18 protein-coding genes are annotated in these 20,156 nt (G+C 62.6%); all 18 read right to left on the reverse strand.

All coding sequences use genetic code 11. The features are described from left to right. Positions 1 to 8: 8 nt before the first annotated feature. The 18 genes from AAG813_RS02360 to AAG813_RS02445 all read right to left on the reverse strand — a co-directional run bounded on the left by AAG813_RS02360 (position 9) and on the right by AAG813_RS02445 (position 19,799). The gene (locus AAG813_RS02360; RefSeq protein ID WP_341911431.1) at positions 9 to 914 is read right to left on the reverse strand and encodes an SDR family oxidoreductase; all 906 of its coding nucleotides are present in this window, start codon (positions 912 to 914) and stop codon (positions 9 to 11) included. Positions 915 to 930: 16 nt separating this feature from the next. Then, positions 931 to 1,383, reverse strand: a complete 453-nt coding sequence (locus AAG813_RS02365; protein WP_341911433.1) for a GNAT family N-acetyltransferase — start codon at positions 1,381 to 1,383, stop codon at positions 931 to 933. Continuing rightward, on the reverse strand, positions 1,380 to 2,333 hold the full coding sequence (locus AAG813_RS02370) for a glutathione S-transferase family protein (RefSeq protein WP_341911436.1): 954 nt from the start codon (positions 2,331 to 2,333) through the stop codon (positions 1,380 to 1,382). Before AAG813_RS02370 ends, AAG813_RS02365 begins: the two co-directional genes overlap by 4 nt. A 27-nt stretch (positions 2,334 to 2,360) precedes the next feature. Next, the gene (locus tag AAG813_RS02375) at positions 2,361 to 4,001 is read right to left on the reverse strand and encodes an isovaleryl-CoA dehydrogenase (protein ID WP_341911438.1); all 1,641 of its coding nucleotides are present in this window, start codon (positions 3,999 to 4,001) and stop codon (positions 2,361 to 2,363) included. Positions 4,002 to 4,034: 33 nt separating this feature from the next. Next, complete coding sequence (locus AAG813_RS02380) at positions 4,035 to 5,051, reverse strand: NADP-dependent oxidoreductase (RefSeq protein WP_341911440.1); 1,017 nt, start codon at positions 5,049 to 5,051, stop codon at positions 4,035 to 4,037. Between the two features lie 106 nt (positions 5,052 to 5,157). Then, a complete protein-coding gene (locus AAG813_RS02385; protein ID WP_341911442.1) occupies positions 5,158 to 5,598 on the reverse strand; it encodes a PaaI family thioesterase in 441 nt (146 codons plus the stop codon). 7 nt (positions 5,599 to 5,605) lie between these two features. Then, positions 5,606 to 6,397, reverse strand: coding sequence for an SDR family oxidoreductase (locus tag AAG813_RS02390; protein WP_341911444.1), 792 nt, complete (start codon positions 6,395 to 6,397; stop codon positions 5,606 to 5,608). A gap of 81 nt (positions 6,398 to 6,478) precedes the next feature. Next, positions 6,479 to 6,709: a hypothetical protein gene (locus AAG813_RS02395; protein WP_341911446.1), complete on the reverse strand. Its 231-nt coding sequence runs from the start codon at positions 6,707 to 6,709 to the stop codon at positions 6,479 to 6,481. Continuing rightward, positions 6,709 to 8,541: an acyl-CoA dehydrogenase gene (locus AAG813_RS02400; protein WP_341911448.1), complete on the reverse strand. Its 1,833-nt coding sequence runs from the start codon at positions 8,539 to 8,541 to the stop codon at positions 6,709 to 6,711. The genes AAG813_RS02395 and AAG813_RS02400 overlap by 1 nt, the downstream gene beginning before the upstream one ends. 39 nt (positions 8,542 to 8,580) lie before the next feature. Beyond that, positions 8,581 to 9,381 carry a hypothetical protein gene (locus tag AAG813_RS02405; protein ID WP_341911450.1) on the reverse strand — a complete coding sequence of 267 codons (801 nt, stop codon included), beginning with the start codon at positions 9,379 to 9,381 and terminating at the stop codon, positions 8,581 to 8,583. 22 nt (positions 9,382 to 9,403) lie between these two features. Further along, on the reverse strand, positions 9,404 to 10,579 hold the full coding sequence (locus AAG813_RS02410; protein ID WP_341911452.1) for an acetyl-CoA C-acyltransferase: 1,176 nt from the start codon (positions 10,577 to 10,579) through the stop codon (positions 9,404 to 9,406). A 15-nt stretch (positions 10,580 to 10,594) separates the two neighbouring features. Then, a complete protein-coding gene (locus tag AAG813_RS02415) occupies positions 10,595 to 12,694 on the reverse strand; it encodes a 3-hydroxyacyl-CoA dehydrogenase NAD-binding domain-containing protein (protein WP_341911454.1) in 2,100 nt (699 codons plus the stop codon). Positions 12,695 to 12,866: 172 nt separating this feature from the next. After that, positions 12,867 to 13,562 (reverse strand): ABC transporter ATP-binding protein, encoded by a 696-nt coding sequence (locus AAG813_RS02420; RefSeq protein ID WP_341911456.1) that lies wholly within the window; start codon positions 13,560 to 13,562, stop codon positions 12,867 to 12,869. 2 nt (positions 13,563 to 13,564) lie between these two features. Beyond that, on the reverse strand, positions 13,565 to 14,338 hold the full coding sequence (locus tag AAG813_RS02425) for an ABC transporter ATP-binding protein (protein WP_341911458.1): 774 nt from the start codon (positions 14,336 to 14,338) through the stop codon (positions 13,565 to 13,567). Further along, positions 14,338 to 15,627, reverse strand: a complete 1,290-nt coding sequence (locus AAG813_RS02430) for a branched-chain amino acid ABC transporter permease (protein WP_341911460.1) — start codon at positions 15,625 to 15,627, stop codon at positions 14,338 to 14,340. Before AAG813_RS02430 ends, AAG813_RS02425 begins: the two co-directional genes overlap by 1 nt. A gap of 3 nt (positions 15,628 to 15,630) precedes the next feature. Further along, a complete protein-coding gene (locus AAG813_RS02435) occupies positions 15,631 to 16,665 on the reverse strand; it encodes a branched-chain amino acid ABC transporter permease (protein ID WP_341911463.1) in 1,035 nt (344 codons plus the stop codon). Between the two features lie 82 nt (positions 16,666 to 16,747). Next, the gene (locus AAG813_RS02440; RefSeq protein ID WP_341911465.1) at positions 16,748 to 17,980 is read right to left on the reverse strand and encodes a branched-chain amino acid ABC transporter substrate-binding protein; all 1,233 of its coding nucleotides are present in this window, start codon (positions 17,978 to 17,980) and stop codon (positions 16,748 to 16,750) included. A gap of 190 nt (positions 17,981 to 18,170) precedes the next feature. After that, positions 18,171 to 19,799 carry a 3-(methylthio)propionyl-CoA ligase gene (locus tag AAG813_RS02445; RefSeq protein ID WP_341911467.1) on the reverse strand — a complete coding sequence of 543 codons (1,629 nt, stop codon included), beginning with the start codon at positions 19,797 to 19,799 and terminating at the stop codon, positions 18,171 to 18,173. Between the last annotated feature and the right edge of the window lie 357 nt (positions 19,800 to 20,156).

A 20,156-nucleotide genomic window follows, 5' to 3' on the forward strand; every position in this document is an offset into this window, starting at 1 on the left:
CGCCGTGCCTAGGCTTCGCGAAGGGCTTTTTTCAGCTGCTCGCCGATTTCCGGCTTGTGCGCAAACGGGTTGGTCGGGTTGCGCGCCTGCAGGATGTCCTCGAGCCGCGTCTGCACCGAGCCAATCGCCTTGGGGTGGCTGTAGATATAGAACTGGTTGGCGGCGATCGCGTCAAACACCTTTTGCGCTACGTCGGCCGCCGTGACCTTGCCGGAACCCACGGCCTTGTCGCTCATGGCCTGGCCGATCAGCTGGCTTTTGGTCGGCTTGGCGGCCGGCAGCTCATCGGGCCGGTTGCGCTGGCTCTGGCTGATGCCGGTGGGCACGAAGAAGGGGCACAGCACCGAGGCGCTGATCTGGTCGGTCACCAGGGCCAGGTCCTGGTACAGGGTTTCGCTGAGGCTGACCACCGCATGTTTGCTGACGTTGTAAATGCCCATGTTGGGCGCATTGAGCAGCCCGGCCATGCTCGCCGTGTTGACGATGTGGCCCTGCCAGGCCGGGTCTTTTTTGGCAGCTTCGAGCATCATGGGCGTGAACACACGCACGCCGTGCGCCACCCCCATGAGGTTGACGCCGATGACCCATTCCCAGTCCTTCAGCGTGTTCTCCCAGATCAGTCCCCCTGCCCCGACACCGGCGTTGTTGAAGACAAAATGCGGTGCACCGAAACGTGCCAGCACGGCAGCGCCCAGTGCTTCGACCTCGGCGGCTTTGGACACGTCGAGTCGAACGGCCAGCACCTGCGCGCCGGTGGACGTCATTTCAGCCGCGGCCTTGTCGAGCGCGTCCTGCTGCACATCGGCGAGCACGAGGTTCATGCCGAGCCGTGCGCCTATGCGTGCGCACTCGAGGCCGAAGCCTGAACCGGCGCCGGTCAACACGGCTGTTTTTCCTTGGAAATCACTGATCATGGGGAGCTCCTGAATATCAAACCGGGGGCAGCATCTCGACGTGCGGAATGCCGTCTTCGATGTAGGGCTCGCCTGCTGTGGCGAACCCGTGCTGCACATAAAATTTTTCAAGCCGCGCCTGCGCGCCTATGCGCAGGGGCTGCGCACCCCACTGCGCAACCACGCAGGCGATGGCCTGGCGCATGAGTTCATGGCCCAGGCCGGTTCCGCGCACGCTCTCGCGGGTGATGACGCGCCCTATGCTGGCTTCGGCAAACTTCACGCCGGCCGGGAAGCAACGCGCATAAGCCACGAGCTGGCCATCGGATACCCCAAGTACATGCACGGCCGCGTGGTCGGCGCCGTCCATGTCCTGATAGATGCCGGCTTGCTCCATCACGAAAACTTCCGTGCGAAGCTGCAGGACCACATAAAGCTCGGCGGTGGTCAGCGCCGCAAACGGGACGGCCCGCCAGGTGATCCCGCTCATGCCTGGGCGACAGCCTTCATGGCATAACCGATGCGCGGGAAGTGCACATGCAGCGTGCCGGCGCGTTCGTCGCTGCGGCTCAGCGTGTAGTGCGTGCGTGTCGCGGCGATCAGCTCACCTTCGGTGGGCTCGGGGCCGAAACTTTCAGCCGTGATGCTGACGCGGCTGCCCAGCGGGATGCCGTGTTCGTCCTGGAAGGTGCTGTCCGTCAACAGGCCGTGGCCGACCGGCATCGGGTCGGCAGCGGCCGCGGCGGCGATGGCCTGGGCCGCATCGAATTTTTCCATGCTGCCGTGGCCGATGGCGGCCATGCGGTCCATCCACTCGAGTACGGCCGGCGTGAGCTGCAGGATGTCGGCCACCACGGGCGTGCGCACCCGGGTGAACCACAGCGGGTGGTAGGCTGCAAAGTCGGCGATGCAGGGCACCTGGCCGAGCAGGAAAGGCTGCTCGTCGAGCATGTCCGACAGGCGCCGCAAATACGACTTGTAGGCCGCGGCTGCATCGGCCGGACGCAGCCGCGTCATGTTGAAGCTCATGGCCTTGCGGTCTTCGCCGAAAGCCCTGGCGGCTTCGGGGGGCGCGCCGGCAAACATGTGCGCCGCGCCTTTGGGGCCCAGGTTGTGCGCCATGGCCGCCCAGAACAGCGTGCTGTCGGCCCACTGCGCCAGTGTGCGCGCCAGGCCCTTGCCCGGCTCGGGGTAAAGGGAGGGCTCGGGCTGCAGATGCTCGAGCACATCCGCGATCAGCGCGCTGTCGCAATAAATGTCGGCACCGACCTGCAGGAAGGGCGTCTTGCGGTAGCCGCCGGTCAGCGCCAGCACGTCGGGCTTGGGCATGATGCTGGGGATGACCACCGACTTCCAGGCCAGCTGCTTGTAGCCAAGGATCAGGCGGACCTTCTCGGAAAACGGCGAGGTCGGGTAGTGGTGAAGAATCAGGTCGGCCATGGTGGTTCTTTCAGAAGGTTCAGCGCATCAGCGCGGCATGGCGCGGGTGATCAGGGCGTCGAAGTCCACGTCGGCGCCCAGGGTACCGAAGGCCTGGCCCCAGTCGCCGCCCAGCCGTGAGTCGCAGAAAGCCTCGAACACGGCGGCGGGGGCGCTCTGGTAGAGCAACGCGGCCTGCACGGCCAGCGCCACGTCCTGCGCCAGTCGGCGCGCTTCCATTTCGTTGGCCATCTCCTCGACGCGGGTCGGCAGGGCCGCGGCCAAGCGGTCCAGCGCCGAGTGCGCGCCTTGGGCCGGTGACAGCTCGTGCGCCAGCGCGGCGGCGGCATCGGCCTTGCGCAAGGCGCGCAGCAGGTCCAGCGCCATGATGTTGCCGGCACCTTCCCAGATCGAGTTGAGCGGCATCTCGCGGTAGATACGGGCCATGATGCCCTCGCCGCCCTCCTCCACATAACCATTGCCGCCCAGGCATTCCATGGCTTCCTGCGCAAAGTGGCTGCCGCGTTTGCAGATCCAGAACTTGGCCACCGGCGTGAGCAGGCGCGCCATCGCCTGCTCGTGCGGGTCGGCACTGTTGTCAAAGGCCCGGGCCAGCCGGATGGCCAGCGCGGTGGCGGCTTCGGACTCGAGCGCCAGGTCGGCCAGCACATTGCGCATCAGCGGCTGGGTTATCAGCGGCCTGCCGAAGGCCTCGCGCTGGGCGCAATGGTTGAGCGCAATGCTCAGCGCCTGGCGCATCAGGCCGCTGGTGCCGAGTGCGCAGTCCAGCCGCGTCATGGTGCCCATCTCGAGGATCTGCGGCACGCCGCGGCCTTCCTCGCCGACCAGCCAGGCGGTGGCGCTGTCGAACTCGACTTCGGAGCTCGCATTGGCCTTGTTGCCGAGTTTGTCTTTCAGGCGCTGGATGTGGATCGCGTTGAGGCTCTTGTCGGGAAGAACGCGCGGAATGAAGAAACAGCTCAGGCCCGCGGGCGCCTGGGCCAACACCAGGAAGGCGTCGCACATGGGCGCCGAGAAGAACCACTTGTGGCCGGTCAGGCGAAAGCGCTGGCCCCAACCGTCGCTGCCATCGGGAACCGCCTGCGTCGTGTTGGCGCGCACGTCGGAGCCGCCCTGCTTCTCGGTCATGCCCATGCCCATGGTCACACCGGTTTTTTCCGAGAACAGCTTGAGCGCCGGATCGTAGGCGCGGCTGGTGAGCCGGGGCGCCCAGTCGGCGTGGATGGCGGCGTTGTCGCGCAGCGCCGGTGTGACCGCGTAGGTCATGGAGATCGGGCAGAGGATGGAGGGTTCGAGCTCGGTGAACAGCATGAAACCGGCAGCCCTGCGCACGTGGGGCGATGCGCCTTCTCCGTTCCAGGGCGTGCCGTGCAGTCCGGCTCGGGTGGCGGCATCCATGAGCACGTGGTAACTGGGGTGAAACTCCACCTGGTCCACCCGCCGGCCGAAGCGGTCATGGCTGTGCAACTGCGGCGTGTGGATGTTGGCCAGGCGCGCATGGGTCTGCATGGTGGCACTGCCCAGACTGGCTCCCAGCGCACTGAGTTCCGCCGTGGCCAGCTGCGGCGCATTGAACTTCAGCGCGTCGCGCAGGCCCTGGTTGGTGTCGAACAGGTTGTAGTCGACCAGCGGCGCGGGCTGGTTGAAGACTTCATGAGTCGCGTTCATGGCATCCCTTTCAGCGGCGGAAAAACTGCCGTGTCAGACGAGTTTGACCAGTTGTTTGCCAAAGTTTTTGCCTTTAAGCAAACCCAGGAAAGCTTCCGGGGCAGCGGCGATGCCTTGGGCGATGGTTTCGCGCGGCTTGAGCTTGCCGGTGGCGACCAGGGTGCCAAGTTCTTTCAAGGCCTCGGGCCAGACTTCCATGTGCTCGCTGACGATGAAACCCTGGATTTTCAGGCGATTGGTCAAAATCAGCTGCGGATACGTCATGGGCAGCGGCTGGCCGTCATACCCGGCAATCATGCCGCACAGCGCGATGCGGCCGAAGGCGTTCATGCGCGTCAGCACGGCGTCCAGAATCATGCCGCCGACATTCTCGAAGTAGCCGTCGATGCCGTTGGGGCAGGCTTCCTTGAGCGCTTTCGACAGCGATGCCGCGTCCTTGTACTGCTTGTAGTCGATGCAGGCATCAAAGCCGAGTTCTTCGACGGCGTATTTGCATTTTTCGGCGCCGCCGGCAATGCCGACCACGCGGCAGCCGCGCGCCTTGGCCAGGGCACCAAAAGCGCTGCCCACGGCGCCGGTGGCGGCGCTGACCACCACCGTTTCGCCGGCTTTGGGTTCAATGATTTTCACCAGACCGTACCAGGCGGTGACACCCGGCATGCCGACAGCACCCAGGTAATGCGACAGCGGCACATGGGTGGTGTCCACCTTGCGCAGCGCGCCGGGCTGGGTCGCATCGACCACGCTGTACTCCTGCCAGCCGCCCATGCCGACCACCTTGTCGCCGACGGCGAACTTCGGGTTTTTCGATTCGACCACCTCGCCGGCCGTGCCGCCGCCCATGACCTGGCCCAGCGCCTGTGGCTGGGCATAACTCTTGGCGTCGTTCATGCGGCCGCGCATGTAGGGGTCCAGGCTCAGGTAGTGGTGGCGTACCAGCACCTGGCCGTCCGCCAGCGCGGGCGTGTCGCTGCTGACGAGCTTGAAGTTGCTGGCGACGGCTTCGCCGGTGGGACGGTTGTCGAGAAGAATTTGCTGGTTCTTGGGCATGGGGTGTCTCCTGGGGGAATGTGGTTTGCTATTGATTTGAGAGCTGCTAGCGCACGTGGAGTAAGGGCTTAAGCACGATTTGTCTTATAAAAATACGTCCTGCCCGCTAGTCGGTCGAAATGACGGCCTGGAGCGTGTTCACCCCTTTGGCGCCCACGGCCAGGCGCTTGACGTACTTGAAGGTGCCGGTGGCATGCGAGCAGATGCGGCCCTGGTCGTCGTACACCGAGCCTTCGGTGAAGGCCATGGTGGCGGTGCGGTGGATCAGCCGGCCCTTCGCCGTCAGCTTGCTGCCGTCACCGGGCGCCGGGCGCATGAAGCTGGTTTTCATCTCGATGGTGACCACGCCCATGTCCGGCTGCACGCTGCGCGCCGCGGTCGCCATGACCACGTCCTGCAGCGTCATCAGTGCGCCGCCGTGCGTGACATGAAACGAGTTCAGGTGCTCGGCCCGGGGCGTGTAGTCGATCTGCGAGGCCCCGCCTTCGAACAGCACCAGCTCGAAACCGAGGTGGTTGACAAAGGGAATCTCGACGCCAAAGCTCATAACTCGATCAACCACCTGTTACTGAAGACACGCCGCCGTCCACGGCCATCCACTGCGCGGTGATGTGTTTGCCGGCGTCCGACGCATACAGCACGCACAGGCCCTTGAGGTCTTCGTCGTCGCCCAGGCGCTGCAGCGGCGCGTGGGCGGCCAGTTTTTCCTCGCCCAGGACCTTGAGCGTGCCCATGGTCATCTTGCTCGGGAAAAAGCCCGGGCAGATGGCGTTGACGGTGATGTTGTACTTGCCCCACTCGCAGCCCAGCGCGCGCGTGAAGTTGATCACCGCGCCCTTGGAGGTGTTGTAGGCCACGGTGGTCATCTCGGGCGGGTTGCCGCCCAGGCCGGCGATGGAGGCGATATTGATGATGCGGCCGGAACGGCGCGCGATCATGCTGTGTTTGGCGATGTGCTGGCTCAGGATGAAGTAGCCGCGGATGTTCAGGTTCATGACCTTGTCCCAGGCATCGACCGGGTGGTCTTCTGCCGGCGCGCCCCAGGCTGCGCCCGCGTTGTTGACGAGGATGTCCACATGGCCGAAGCGTTTGATGGTTTCATCCGCCAGCGCGCGGATGTCCGCTTCCTTCGAGCAATCGGCAGCGATCCAGTCGACGTCGATGCCGGCGGCCTTGAGTTCGGCGGCGGACTCCTGCAGGTCTTCAGCCTTGCGCGAGCTCAGCATGATTTTGGCGCCGGCTTCGCCCAGCGCCTGCGCCAGCTGCAGGCCCAGGCCGCGGGAGCCGCCGGTGACGAGGGCGGTCTTGCCGGTGAGGTCGAACAGCTGCTGGATGGTACGGGTCATGAGGGGCTCCTTGTTGTTGGGGGGAAGATGGGGACGAGTGTCGCGCAAAGCGCGCCTGCCGGCTGTCGCAGGGCGGACCGGTCAGTCGCCGCTGGTGAGACGGGAACGCACGTAGATCAGCACAAAACCAATGGCCGCCAGGATGCCGCCAGCGACCACCATAGACCAGCCGAGGGCGGCATCCATGCGCTGCGCCGACAGGCCCAGCACCAGCGTGAGCAGCCCGCCGTAGATCAGGATCCAGATCAGCTGCTGCAACCGGGCAATCGACTTGCTCGACGTGGTGCTCCCTGACTCCTTGAAAAAACCCATCAGAACGCCTCCTCCGGCAAGTCGGCGCAGGTCAGGTCGCGGGTTGCGACCACCTGCAGCCAAGCGTCGATTTTAGGCAATTCATAGTGATAAAAGTAGCGGACGGCGCCCAATTTACCGGCGGTAACCGCTATGAATTTTGTAGCATCGGCCTGCAGCGCGGCCAGCGCCACGTCCAGCCAGATCCAGGCCAGCACGGTATGGCCGAAGCCCTGCATGTAGGGCACGGCATTGGCCAGCGCATCCTGCGGGTTGCCGGTGGCCCATGCGGCCTGGGTCGTCGCCCCGACCTGCTGCAGCGCCTGGCCCAGCGCCTTGGCATAGGCCGCGAGTTCCGGCACCTGGGCGGCGCGCTTGATCGTGGCGTTGATACGCGCGGCCAGCAGCTGCAGGCCTTTGCCGCCTTCCATCAGCACCTTGCGGCCCAGCAGGTCAGTGGCCTGGATGCCGTGCGTGCCCTCGTGGATCATGTTCAGGCGGTTGTCGCGCCAGTACTGCTCGACCGGGAAGTCGCGGGTGTAGCCGTAGCCGCCGTGGATCTGGATCGCCAGCGAGTTGGCCTCCAGGCACCATTCGCTGGGCCAGCTCTTGGCGATCGGCGTCAGCACCTCCAGCAGCAGGCGGGCGTCGTCGGCCGCCTGCGCTTCGGCGGTGTGCTGCTCGTCCACCAGGCGTGCGCAGTACAGCTCCAGCGCCAGCGCACCTTCGCAGTAGGCTTTTTGCGCCAGCAGCATGCGCTTGACGTCGGCGTGTTCGATGATGCGCACCTGCGGTTGCGCCGAATCCTTGCCCGCCGGTCCGACCGGCCTGCCCTGCGGCCGGTTCTTCGCGTAGTCCAGCGAGGCGTAATACCCGGCCATGCCCAGCATGACGGCCGCCGTGCCGACGCCGATGCGGGCCTCGTTCATCATGTGGAACATGCAGCGCAGGCCCTCGTGCGGCTTGCCGACCAGATAGCCTACGGCGCCTGCTTTCCCGCCCACCGGGTATTTGCCCTCGCCGAAGTTGAGCAGCGTGTTGGTGGTGCCGCGCCAGCCCAGCTTGTGGTTCAGCCCGGCCAGCGCCACATCGTTGCGCTCGCCGGTCAGCTGGCCATCGGTGCCCACCATTTTCTTGGGCACGATGAACAGCGAGATGCCGCGCGTACCGGGAATCAGCTTGCCGTCCGGCCCGGGGATCTTGGCGAGTACCAGGTGGATGATGTTGTCGGTCAGCTCATGTTCGCCCGACGAGATCCACATCTTGTTGCCGGTGAGGCGGTAACGTGGGCCCAGCGGCTCGGCTTCGAAGTCGGCGCCGTCCGGCACGGCGCGTGTCGTGATGTCGCTCAGCGACGAACCGGCCTGCGGCTCGGACAGGCACATGGTGCCGGAGAAGCGCCCGGAAAACTCGTTGCGCGCAAACACCTCTTTCTGCGCTTCGGTGCCGTGCACCAGCAGCAGGTTGGCATTGCCCTTGGTCAGCAGGCTGGAGCCTATGCTGACCGAGGCCATGGCAAAAAAGCAGTTGGCCGCGGCCTCGATGGTGTAAGGCAGCTGCATGCCGCCTTCGTCATAGTCCTGCGCGGCGCTGAGCATCCCGGAGCCGGCGTAAGCCTTATGCGCGTCGTGTGTGGCCTGAGGCAGGATGACTTTTTCGCCGTCGAAGTGTGGCTCCTGGGTATCGACCAGCCGGTTGAAAGGCGCAAATTTTTCCCGCGCAATGCGTTCACAGGTGTCGAACACTGCGTCGAAGGTTTCGCGTGAATGGTCGGCAAAACGCTCGCGCTTGTTGAGGGACTCGGCCTGCAGCCAGTCATAAAGTAGAAAATCCAGAGTGGGTCGTAAATTCATTGCGCTATCTTTCCGTGCATATGAATGGGTGAGGAACTGTCAATCTTCTGGCAAGGCGATTCTTCGAGGAGGATGGCGCCTAGACATGAGAATAGAAAAAATTCCAACTAAGACTGCAATCAATCCAAATATCGACATGCCGATCGCGCCATAAAGATGCTGCGCTAGGGACATTGTTTTGGATACCACGACACCGCCGTAGTACGCGTTCCAGTACTCGGTCCCGATGAATAAACAAAATGAGCCGGCTGCGACAAAGCCAATGCCCTCCAACAAGTCTTTTGTAGGTGTGCGAAAAGACCGTTGAGTAGCACGTTCGATTCCTATCTTTCCCTCGTAAAGAATCCCTCGCCGTTGGCCGAGCAAGGTGCCGTCGAGACGAACCTTTCCTGCTCTCGACCTATGGAGAATATCGATAATCGCTCCGTCTCCAGGATTTAAATAATCCAACTCAACGGCGATTCCTTCGTCACTTGTAACGAGCCTGACGCCATTAATTGGATTCGTAGCAGTGAGAACATCGAATCCCACTACGTCAACCATCGATTCTGGCCGTATAAGCAATCCACCGCCCACCGGAAATGAATCAGCCTTGACCGCAGCAGTGCCAGAATTCCAAAGCACTAGCCTTGTGCTCAAAAGGTCGGAAGTTTGCTGTCCATCAATGCTTATTGAAACTCTGTCCTGTAAGGATTGAGGAACTCCGGCTATGAGAGTTCGAGTTGAAACTTGATAGCTGATTCGTGGATCGCGTTTAGCGCGTTGATAGAAAAAAACGCCGATGGCTCCACCGGCGATGATTCCAAACCAACCTTGATTGAGAACGCCAACTAGATCCATTGAGCGTCCTACTGAGCTTTGCTTACAGAACTTCGAACACGCCGGCCGCACCCATACCGCCACCGATGCACATGGTCACGCAGACCAGCTTGGCACCGCGGCGCTTGCCTTCGATCAGGGCATGGCCGGTCAGGCGCTGGCCGCTGACGCCGTAGGGGTGGCCCACCGCAATCGCACCGCCATTGACGTTGAGCTTGTCCATGGGAATGCCCAGCTTGTCGCGGCAGTAAATGACCTGCACGGCAAAGGCCTCGTTGAGTTCCCACAGGTCGATGTCACTGACCTTCAGGCCCAGGCGAGCCAGCACCTTGGGAATGGCGTACACGGGGCCGATGCCCATTTCGTCAGGCTCGCAGCCGGCGACCGCAAAGCCGAGGAAGCGGCCCAGCGGGGCCAGGCCTTTTTTCTCGGCCACTTTTTCATCCATCACGACGACAGCGCCGCCGCCATCGGAAAACTGGCTGGCATTGCCCGCCGAAATCACGCCGCCGGGAATGGCTGGCTTGATGCCGCTGATGCCTTCCTTGGTCGTGCCTTCGCGGATGCCTTCGTCCTTGCTGACCGTCACCTGTTTGGTGGTCAGACCCATCACGGCGTCGGCCACACCCATGGTGACGGTGATCGGTTCAATCTCGGCGTCGAACAGGCCGGCAGCCAGGGCGGCCGAGGCTTTTTGCTGGCTGGCGGCGCCGTATTCGTCCATCTGCTCGCGCGTGATGCCGTAACGCTTGGCGACCTGCTCAGCCGTCTGCAGCATGTTCCAGTAGATCTCGGGCTTGTGCTTGACCAGCCACGGGTCGGCCAGCATGTGGGTGTTCATTTCCTGCTGCACGCAGGAAATGCTTTCAACGCCACCGGCGACATAGATGTCGGCTTCACCGGCAATGATGCGCTGCGCGGCCAGGGCAATGGTCTGCAGGCCGGACGAGCAGAAACGGTTGACGGTCATGCCCGACACGGTGATGGGGCAGCCAGCGCGCAGCGCGATCTGGCGCGCAATGTTGGCGCCGGTCGCGCCTTCGGGGTTGGCGCAGCCCATGATCACGTCCTCGACCTCGCCAGCCTCGATGCCGGCGCGCTTGATCGCGTGTTCAACCGCGTGGCCGCCCAGGGTGGCGCCGTGGGTCATGTTGAAAGAGCCCTTCCAGCTTTTGGCCAGGGGGGTGCGGGCGGTGGAAACGATTACAGCTGATGTCATGTGAATCTCCGGGAATTAATTGAACGTCTTGCCTTCGGCAGCCAGCTTGGCGAGCAGCGGTGCCGGTTGCCAGAATTTGGCGTCATCCAGCGGATTCTGTGCAAAACGCTTCATGCTCTGCACCACGTTGAACAGGCCCACCTGATCGGCGTAATTCATGGGGCCGCCGCGGTAGATCGGGAAACCGTAACCCATGAGGTAGACCATGTCGATGTCGCTGGCTTTGGACGCGATGCCCTCTTCCAGGATGTGGGCTGCCTCGTTGACCAGCGCGTACACCAGGCGCTGCACGATTTCCTCGTCGGAGATCTTGCGCGGCGTGATGCCCAGCGAGGCGCGGTGGTCTTCAATCATCTTCACCACTTCGGCGTTCGGAATCGCGTCGCGCTTGCCGGGCACATAGTCGTACCAGCCGGCGCCGGTCTTCTGGCCGAAACGGCCCTTCTCGCACAGCAGGTCAGCAGTCTTGCTGTATTTCATGTCCGGCTTTTCCTGGTAGCGGCGCTTGCGGATGGCCCAGCCGATGTCGTTGCCGGCCAGGTCGCCCATGCGGAACGGGCCCATGGCCATGCCGAATTTTTCCATCGCCTTGTCGACCTGCGCCGGCGTGCAGCCTTCGTCGAGCAGGAAGCCGCCCTGGCGGCCGTACTGCTCGATCATGCGGTTGCCGATGAAGCCGTCGCAGACGCCGGACACCACGGCGGTTTTCTTGATCTTCTTGCTGACGGCCATCACCGTGGCCAGCACGTCCTTCGCGGTTTTTTCACCGCGCACGACTTCAAGCAGCTTCATCACGTTGGCCGGGCTGAAGAAATGCATGCCGACCACGTCCTGCGGACGTTTCGTGAACGACGCGATCTTGTTGAGGTCCAGCGTCGAGGTGTTGGAGGCCAGGATGGCGCCGGGCTTCATCACGCGGTCGAGTTCCTTGAAAACTTTTTCCTTGACGCCCATTTCCTCGAACACAGCCTCGATCACGAGGTCGGCGTCTTTCAGCTCGTCGTAGCTCAGGGTGGTGCTCAGCAGGCTCATGCGCTGCTCGTACTTGTCCTGCTTGAGCTTGCCCTTCTTGACCTGGGCTTCGTAGTTCTTGCGGATGGTGGCCAGGCCCTTGTCCAGCGCTTCCTGCTTCATCTCCAGCATCTTGACGGGGATGCCGGCGTTCAGGAAGTTCATGGCAATGCCGCCGCCCATGGTGCCCGCGCCGATCACGGCGACGGACTTGATTTCACGCTTCGGCGTGTCTTCCGGCACGTCCGGAATCTTGGAGGCGGCGCGCTCGGCCGCGAAGATATGGCGCAGCGCCTTGCATTCCGGGGTCCACATCAGGTTGATGAAGATCTCGCGCTCAAACAGCATGCCTTCGTCGAATTTTTTCTTGGTGGCGGCTTCCACGGCGTCCACGCACTTGACGGGGGCCGGAAAGTTTTTGGCCATGCCCTTGACCATGTTGCGTGCAAACTGGAAGTAGGCATCGCCATTCGGGTGTTTGCAAGGCAGGTTGCGCACCAGCGGCAAGGGGCGCGTGTCGGCCACGGCCTGGGCAAAGGCCAGCGCTTCCTGGGCCAGTGATTCTGCGGACGCGGCCATCTTGTCGAACAGCTTCTGACCGGGGATCTGGGCCAGCAGTTCGCTCTTGACCGGCTCGCCGCTGACGATCATGTTCAGGGCCGGCTCGACACCGAGAGCACGCGGCAACCGCTGCGTGCCACCGGCCCCGGGGATAAGGCCGAGCTTGACTTCGGGCAGGGCCACGCTGGTGCCGGGCGCGGCGATGCGGTAGTGGCATCCCAGCGCGAGCTCCAGCCCGCCGCCCATGCACACGGAGTGCACTGCAGCCACCACGGGTTTGGACGAGTTCTCGATTGCCAGAATGACGCTCAGCAGGTTGGGCTCGGCCAGTGCCTTGGGCGTGCCGAATTCCTTGATGTCGGCGCCACCGGAAAAGGCCTTGCCTGCACCGGTCAGCACAATGGATTTGACGGCTGCATCTGCATTGGCTTTTTGCAGGCTGTCGGTGATGCCGACCCGGGTGGCATAACCCAGGCCGTTGACCGGGGGGTTGTCGAGGGTGATCACCGCGACACTGCCGTGGACTTCGTATTTGGCTGTCATTTGCTTTTCCTTTGTTGCGTGTTACCCGGCCATCGGCGGGATCAGGTGGTGATTCTTAAACGGCTGGGCGTCCAAAAATAGTACGACCGTTCTATTTGCCATTGTAGAAGGCTGGCGGGGCACTGCAAGCCTGACCGGCGCCGCCCTTGTCCCTGCCGTGACAAAGTCTGCCTCAGACTTCCAGCCACTCCTTGCGGGTGTAGGCGTCGGCGCGCAGGCTTTCCGGCGTGCCCTCAAACACGATGCTGCCATGGCCCATGACCAGCGCCCGGTCAGAAATTGCCATGGCAATTGTCAGTTTTTGCTCGATCAGCAGCACCGAGATGCCCTTGGCCTTCAGGGTCTGCAGGTACTGGCCCACCAGTTCGACGATTTTGGGCGCCAGGCCCTCGGTCGGCTCATCGATGATGATCAGGTCCGGGTCGCCCATCAGCGCGCGGCACAGCGTGAGCATCTGCTGCTCGCCACCGGACAACACACCGGCTTCGGTGTGCTGCCTTTCCCGCAGGCGTGGAAACATCTGGTACATGTCTTCAAACGACCAGCGGCTGCCTTTGCCCTTGCCCTTTTGCCCCAGCATCAGGTTCTGGTGCACGGTGAGCGTCGGAAAGATATCGCGATTTTCCGGCACATAGCCGATGCCCAGGTGGGCGATCTCGTAGGCCTTCTGCCCGGTGATACGCCGGCCTTTCCAGTGGATGTCGCCTTCGCATTCCACCAGGCCCATGATGGCCTTGGCCGTGGTCGACCGACCCGAACCGTTACGGCCCAGCAGGGCCACGATTTCGCCGGGCTGGACCTCAAAGTGGACACCGTGCAGCACATGGCTCTTGCCGTAATAGGCGTGGAGGTTTTCGATCTTGAGCATGGTCAGTGTCCTCCCGCCTGGGAATCGGCCACGGCAGAGCCGAGGTAGGCCTCCTGCACGCGTGGATTGGCGCGTACCGCTTCGGGCACGTCAAAGGCCAGTACTTCGCCATAGACCACCACCGCGATCTTGTCGGCCAGCCCGAACACCACCCCCATGTCGTGCTCCACTGTGAGCAGGGTCTTGCCCGTCGTGACCTCCTTGATCAGGCTGATGAAGCGGCTGGTTTCGCTGCGGCTCATGCCGGCGGTCGGTTCGTCGAGCAGGATGACGTTGGCGCCGCCGGCAATGGTGATGCCGATCTCCAGCGCACGCTGCTCGGCGTAAGTCAGGTTGATGGCCAGCACGTCGCGCTTTTTGTCGAGCTTGATCATCTGCATGAGTTCGTCAGCGCGCTCGTTCGCATCATCGAGATCGGCCAGGAACTTCAGGAAGGTGTACTTGTAGCCCAGGCTCCACAGCACGCCGCAGCGCAGGTTCTCGAAGACGCTGAGCTTGGGGAAGATGTTGGTGATCTGGAAGCTGCGCGACAGGCCGGCCCGGTTGATCTCGAACGGCTTCTTGCCGTCAATGCGCTGGCCGTTGAGCAGGACCTCGCCACTGGTGGGCGCAAAGCGCCCGCTGATCAGGTTGAACAGCGTGGATTTGCCGGCGCCGTTGGGGCCAATGATGCCGACCCGCTCGCCGGCGGTCACCGCAAGATTGACACCGCGGATGATTTCGGTCTTGCCGAAACTCTTGCGCAGGTCTTTGAGCTCTAAAGCGTAGCCCGACATCACATGGCCTCCCTGCGCTTGATTTCTTTTTCAATGTATTCTTGGATCTCGCCCCACTCATGCAGGAACTGCCGGCGCGTGACCTCGAACAGGCCGAGTCCGGTCAGCATGACAAGTGCCGCGCCGAACCAGCTGTTGAGACTCTTGGCGTCCAGCGACACGCCCAGAAACTCCAGCTTGGAGCCCAGCGTGGTGTTGAGCTGCAGGTGGTACACCATTTCGATCATGGCGCCGGCGCCCAGCAGCAGGACCAGCGCGGTGACCGCCAGCGCCAGGTAGCTGACCCACAGCTGCCTGAGCTTGCCATACAGCGCCACGCGCAGGTTCATCATGATCAGGCTGGCAATGCCGCCGGGAGCGTACATGACCATGAACAGGAAAATCAGGCCCAGGTAAAGCAGCCAGGCCTTGGTGAACTCGGACAGCAGCACAAAGGCCAGCACCATCAGGATGGCCCCAATGATGGGCCCGAAGAAGAAGGTGGCGCCGCCCAGGAAGGTGAACAGCAGGTAGGCCCCCGAGCGGGCGGCTCCGACCACTTCCGCGGTGACGATCTCGAAATTGAGCGCTGCCAGCCCGCCCGAGATGCCGGCAAAAAAGCCGGCAATGATGAAGGCGATGTAGCGGACCTTCTGGGTGTCGTAGCCCACAAACTCCACGCGTTCCGGGTTGTCGCGCACGGCATTGAGCATGCGGCCCAACGGCGTGCGGGTGAAGGCGAACATCAGGCCCACGGCCACGAAGGTATAGATGGCGATCAGGTAATACACCTGGATCTGCGGACCGAAGGTGATGCCCATCCTGGCACTGCCGGTCACCCGGTTGCCTGACACGCCACCCTCCCCGCCAAAAAATTCCGGAATCATCAGCGACAGCGCAAAGACGAGTTCGCCCAGACCCAGCGTGATCATGGCAAAGGTCGTGCCGGACTTGCGGGTGGTGACGTAACCGAACAGCACCGCAAAACCCACGCCGGCCAGTCCGCCAACCATGGGCACCAGCGACACCGGCAACGGCAGGGAGCCGTTGCCGACGCTGTTGAGCGCATGGATGGCCAGGAAGGAGCCCAGGCCGGTGTACACCGCATGGCCGAAACTCAGCATGCCGCCCTGCCCCAGCAGCATGTTGTAGGACAGGCAGGCAATGATGGCTATGCCCATCTGGGACAGCACGGTCATGGCCAGCCCGCTGCCAAACATCAGCGGCGCGACGGCCAGAACCAGGGCGAACAGCCCCCAGGTGAGCCAGCGCCCGATGTTGATAGGCGCAAATTGATAGTGGTTTTTCATGAATCAGCCCTCCCGCTTGCCCAGCAGGCCGCGGGGCCTGAAGATCAGGATGAGCACCAGGAACAGATAAGGAAGAATGGGCGCCACCTGCGACAGCGTGAGCTTGATGTAGGAGTTGTTGGCCATGCCCGCACTGAGCGGCAAGCCGATCTGTTGCGCCAGGGTCGCCAGCGAATAGTCGAAAGCCACGGCGAAGGTCTGGATGACGCCTATCAGCAGGGACGCCACGAACGCTCCCGAGAGCGAGCCCATGCCGCCGACCACGACCACCACGAAGATGACGGAGCCCACGGTGGCAGCCATGGCCGGCTCCGTAAGAAAGGTGCTGCCACCGATCACGCCCGCCAGCCCCGCCAGGGCGGAGCCCGCGCCGAACACCATCATGAACACGCGGGGAACGTTGTGGCCCAGGGACTCCACCGCCTCCGGGTGGGTCAGCGCGGCCTGGATCACCATGCCGATGCGGGTGCGCGTCAGCAGAAGCCAGACGGAAGCCAGCATCACCAGGGCGACCAGCATCATGAAGCCCCGGGTCGCGGGAAACGGCGAGCAGACAATGCGCACGGCGGCATCAGCCGCGCTGCACAACTCCGCAGGCGCAGTACCCCAGACCATGCTCAGGCCCTTGATGGAGTCGTTGATCAGGGTGAAGACAGGACCTTGAAGCGCTGCGGGCGGATGAAACTCGACGGCAATGCGCCCCCAGATCAGCTGCACCAGCTCGACAATCACATAAGACAGGCCGAAGGTGATCAGCAACTCGGGGACATGTCCGAATTTGTGCACCTTGCGCAGAAACTGGCGCTCAAACAGCGCGCCCAGCGCGCCAACGACCAGAGGCGCGGCGACCAGTGCCGGCCAGAAGCCGACGAACTGGGCCACGGTGTAGCCCACATAGGCGCCCAGCATGTAAAAGCTGGCGTGCGCAAAATTCAGGACGCCCATCATGCTGAAAATCAGCGTGAGCCCGGAACTGAGCATGAACAGCAAAAGCCCGTAGCTCAGCCCGTTCAGCATCGAGATGATGAAAAACTCCATTCCTGTCGACCTTCCTCATCGGTAAAAATAAAAGAGCCCGATACGGCAGACCCGCTCGGGCTCCTGGTTCAGGATGACTCGCTTACGGACGTTTCATCTGGCAGCTGGTCGGCGTGCTCGAGACATAGTTGGGGTATTCCTTCAGCGGAGCCAGCGTCATGCCGGTCTTCTCGGGGCTGTAGGGGTGCTTGGCATCGGCCTTCTGCCAGACCGACATGTACAGCGGTTGCTGCAGCTGGTGGTCGGTCTTGCGCATTTCGACTTCCCCGTTGAAGCTCTTGACCTTCAGGCCTTCCATCGCGGCGGCCACCTTCACCGGATCGGTGGATTTGGCCTTGGCCATGGCAGCACCGAGCATCTCGAAGATGCGGATGGTCGAACCGGTGTAGAAGTCGTCGTTGTACTTGGCGTTGAACTCCTTCATCCACTTGTCCATCTGCCCACCCATGTTGTAGTGGTTGTAGGCGATCTGGTAGACGCGACCGGCACCATTGGTGCCCAGCGCGGTCGGGGTGCCCGTGACGCCGGCATAGTAGGTGAAGAACTTGCCGGTGTAGCCGTTTTCATTGGCGGCCTTGATCAGCAGCGACAGATCGGAACCCCAGTTGCCGGTGATCACGGTGTCGGCGCCCGAGGCCTTGATCTTGGCGATGTACGGTGCGAAGTCGCGCGTCTGTGCCAGCGGATGCAGGTCTTCGCCCACGATCTGGATATCAGGACGCTTGCGCGCCAGGGATTCCTTGGCGTATTTGGCGACCTGGTGGCCGTGGGAGTAATTCTGGTTCAGCAGGTAGACTTTTTTGATGTCCTTCTGGTCCACCATGAAGCTGGACATCGCTTCCATTTTCATCGACGTGTCGGCATCAAACCGGAAGTGCCAGTAGCTGCACTTGCTGTTGGTCAGATCCGGGTCCACCGCGGAGTCGTTGAGGTACAGCACTTCCTTGCCGGGATTGCGCTCATTGTGTTTGGTGATGGCATCCGACAGGGCCACCGCCACCGAAGAACCATTGCCCTGAATGATGTAGCGCGCGCCCTGGTCGATGGCTGCTTTCAGCGCGTTCAGGCTTTCCGCGGGGCTGAGTTTGTTGTCGATGGGGGTGACTTCAAACTTCACGCCAGCCGGGTTGCCCGCGCCGCTGAACTTCTCGGCAAAAAACTGGTAGCCCTTGATCTGGCTGACACCCACCGGTCCCAGCAAGCCGGTCAGAGGGTCAATGCGGACCATCTTGACGGTTTCGCCTTTCTGGGCGAAGGACACACCGGCAGCCATCATCATGGCCGTCGCTGCAACAATTTTCATGGTCAATTTCATCAAATGTCTCCTTGTTAACTGATAAGAGCAGAGTACAAGTTTTTGTGCGCTGCAGCGTAGGGGATTGCCCGTAAAAACCGGCCTGGCTATCGCGCAGGTGACAAAGTACCGTGGCAGAAAAAGCCGGCCATTCCGCAGCGCGGAATGCACCGCGCTGCCAGGCCTCTTGCCGGCCACGCCAACCTTGGCATCACAGACCGGGCAAGGTGTAGTCCTTGAGCTGCTCGCGCAGGCGTGTCTTGAGCATTTTTCCGGTCGCGCCCAGGGGAATCGCATCCACAAACACGACGTCGTCGGGAATCTGCCACTTGGCCGTCTTGCCTTCGTAGAAACTGAGCAACTCCTCGCGGGTGACTTCGGCGCCGGGCTTTTTCACCACGGCGATGATGGGACGCTCGTCCCACTTGGGATGCCGCACGCCAATACACGCTGCCATGGCCACGGCAGGATGCGCCACGGCGATGTTTTCGATGTCGATGGAGCTGATCCACTCGCCGCCGGACTTGATCACGTCCTTGCTGCGGTCGGTGATCTGCATGTAGCCATCGGGGTCGATGGTGGCCACGTCGCCGGTCGGGAACCAGCCGTCCACCAGCGGGTTGCCGCCCTCGCCCTTGAAGTACTCGGCAATGATCCACGGGCCCTTCACATGCAGGTCGCCGAAGGCCTTGCCGTCCCAGGCGAGCTCCTTGCCTTCGGGGTCGACAATTTTCATGTCCACGCCGTAGATGGCCCGTCCCTGCTTGAGCCGGATCTTCATCTGCTCGTCTTTCGACATGCTCAGATGCTTGTTTTTCAGCGTACACAGCGTGCCCAGCGGCGACATCTCGGTCATGCCCCAGGCGTGCAGCACCTCGACGCCGTAGTCTTCCTGGAAGGCGTGGATCATCGCGGGAGGACAGGCCGAGCCGCCAATGACGGTGCGCTTGAGCGTCGAGAATTTGAGCCCAGCAGGCTTCATGTGGCCCAGCATCATCTGCCAGACGGTGGGCACGCCGGCGGCGTAGGACACCTTCTCGGCTTCGATCAGTTCATAAATCGACTTGCCGTCCAGTGCCGGGCCGGGAAACACCAGCTTGGCGCCAGTCAGCGCAGCCGAGTACGGGATGCCCCAGGCGTTGACGTGGAACATGGGCACCACAGGCAGGATGGAATCGCGTGCGCTCAGGCACATCACGTCGGGCAGCGCGGCAGCGTAGGCATGCAGGATGGTCGAGCGGTGGCTGTACAGCGCGGCTTTCGGGTTGCCCGTGGTGCCGCTGGTGTAACACATGCTCGAGGCCGAGTTCTCGTCAAAGCTGGGCCACTTGTAATCGGCCGAATGCGGTGCAATCCAGGCTTCGTAACTGCTCAGGTTGGGAATGCCGCTGTCCGTGGGCAGCTTGTCCGCATCACACAGCGCGATGTAATGTTTGATGGTCGTGCATTTCGCATGAAAGGCCTGCACCAGCGGGAGGAAGGACATGTCAAAACACAGCACCTGGTCCTCGGCGTGGTTGGCAATCCAGGCGACCAGGTCGGGGTGCAGGCGCGGGTTCAGCGTGTGCAGCACGCGGCCGGAACCGCTGACGCCGAAATACAGCTCGAGGTGGCGGTAGCCGTTCCAGGCCAGCGTGGCGACCCGGTCACTGAACTGCAGCTTGAGCGCGTCCAGTGCGCTGGCCACCTGGCGCGAGCGGCGTGCCACGTCCCGGTAGGTGTAGCGGTGGATGTCGCCTTCCACACGGCGCGAAACAATCTCTGCATCGCCGTGGTGGCGCTCCGCAAAATCGATCAGCGATGAAATCAGCAGTGGCTGGTTTTGCATCAAACCCAACATGGTCTTGTTTCCTTTCTTGTCCGGTAAAAATTCTGTGCCGGTCGGCAGCCTGGTCTCCGCATGCATGGTAACGCCGGTGACGCGGGTTCTGACCCGGACACGGCCTCAATCAGCGCCTTGGCGACAGCGCAGGGACGGTGTCTTTGTTTTTCTTGACGTGCATCACGATCGACCGATACCTGGACCGGGCCCGCAACCCGAATTTCCAGTCCGCACTGTGCACCGCCGCGTACGGCGCAGGCAAGAGATGTCGTTGCTCCGACAGTTTCTAGGTACAAACCCCATGGCACTCCCCGTGGCGCTCGGACATTCCGTACCGGCCATGTCCTGCCACCGCGGCTGCGCAGACAATCGATC

Origin of the sequence: Polaromonas sp. YR568, from assembly GCF_943371715.1 — a bacterium.
Classification (GTDB): domain Bacteria; phylum Pseudomonadota; class Gammaproteobacteria; order Burkholderiales; family Burkholderiaceae_C; genus Polaromonas.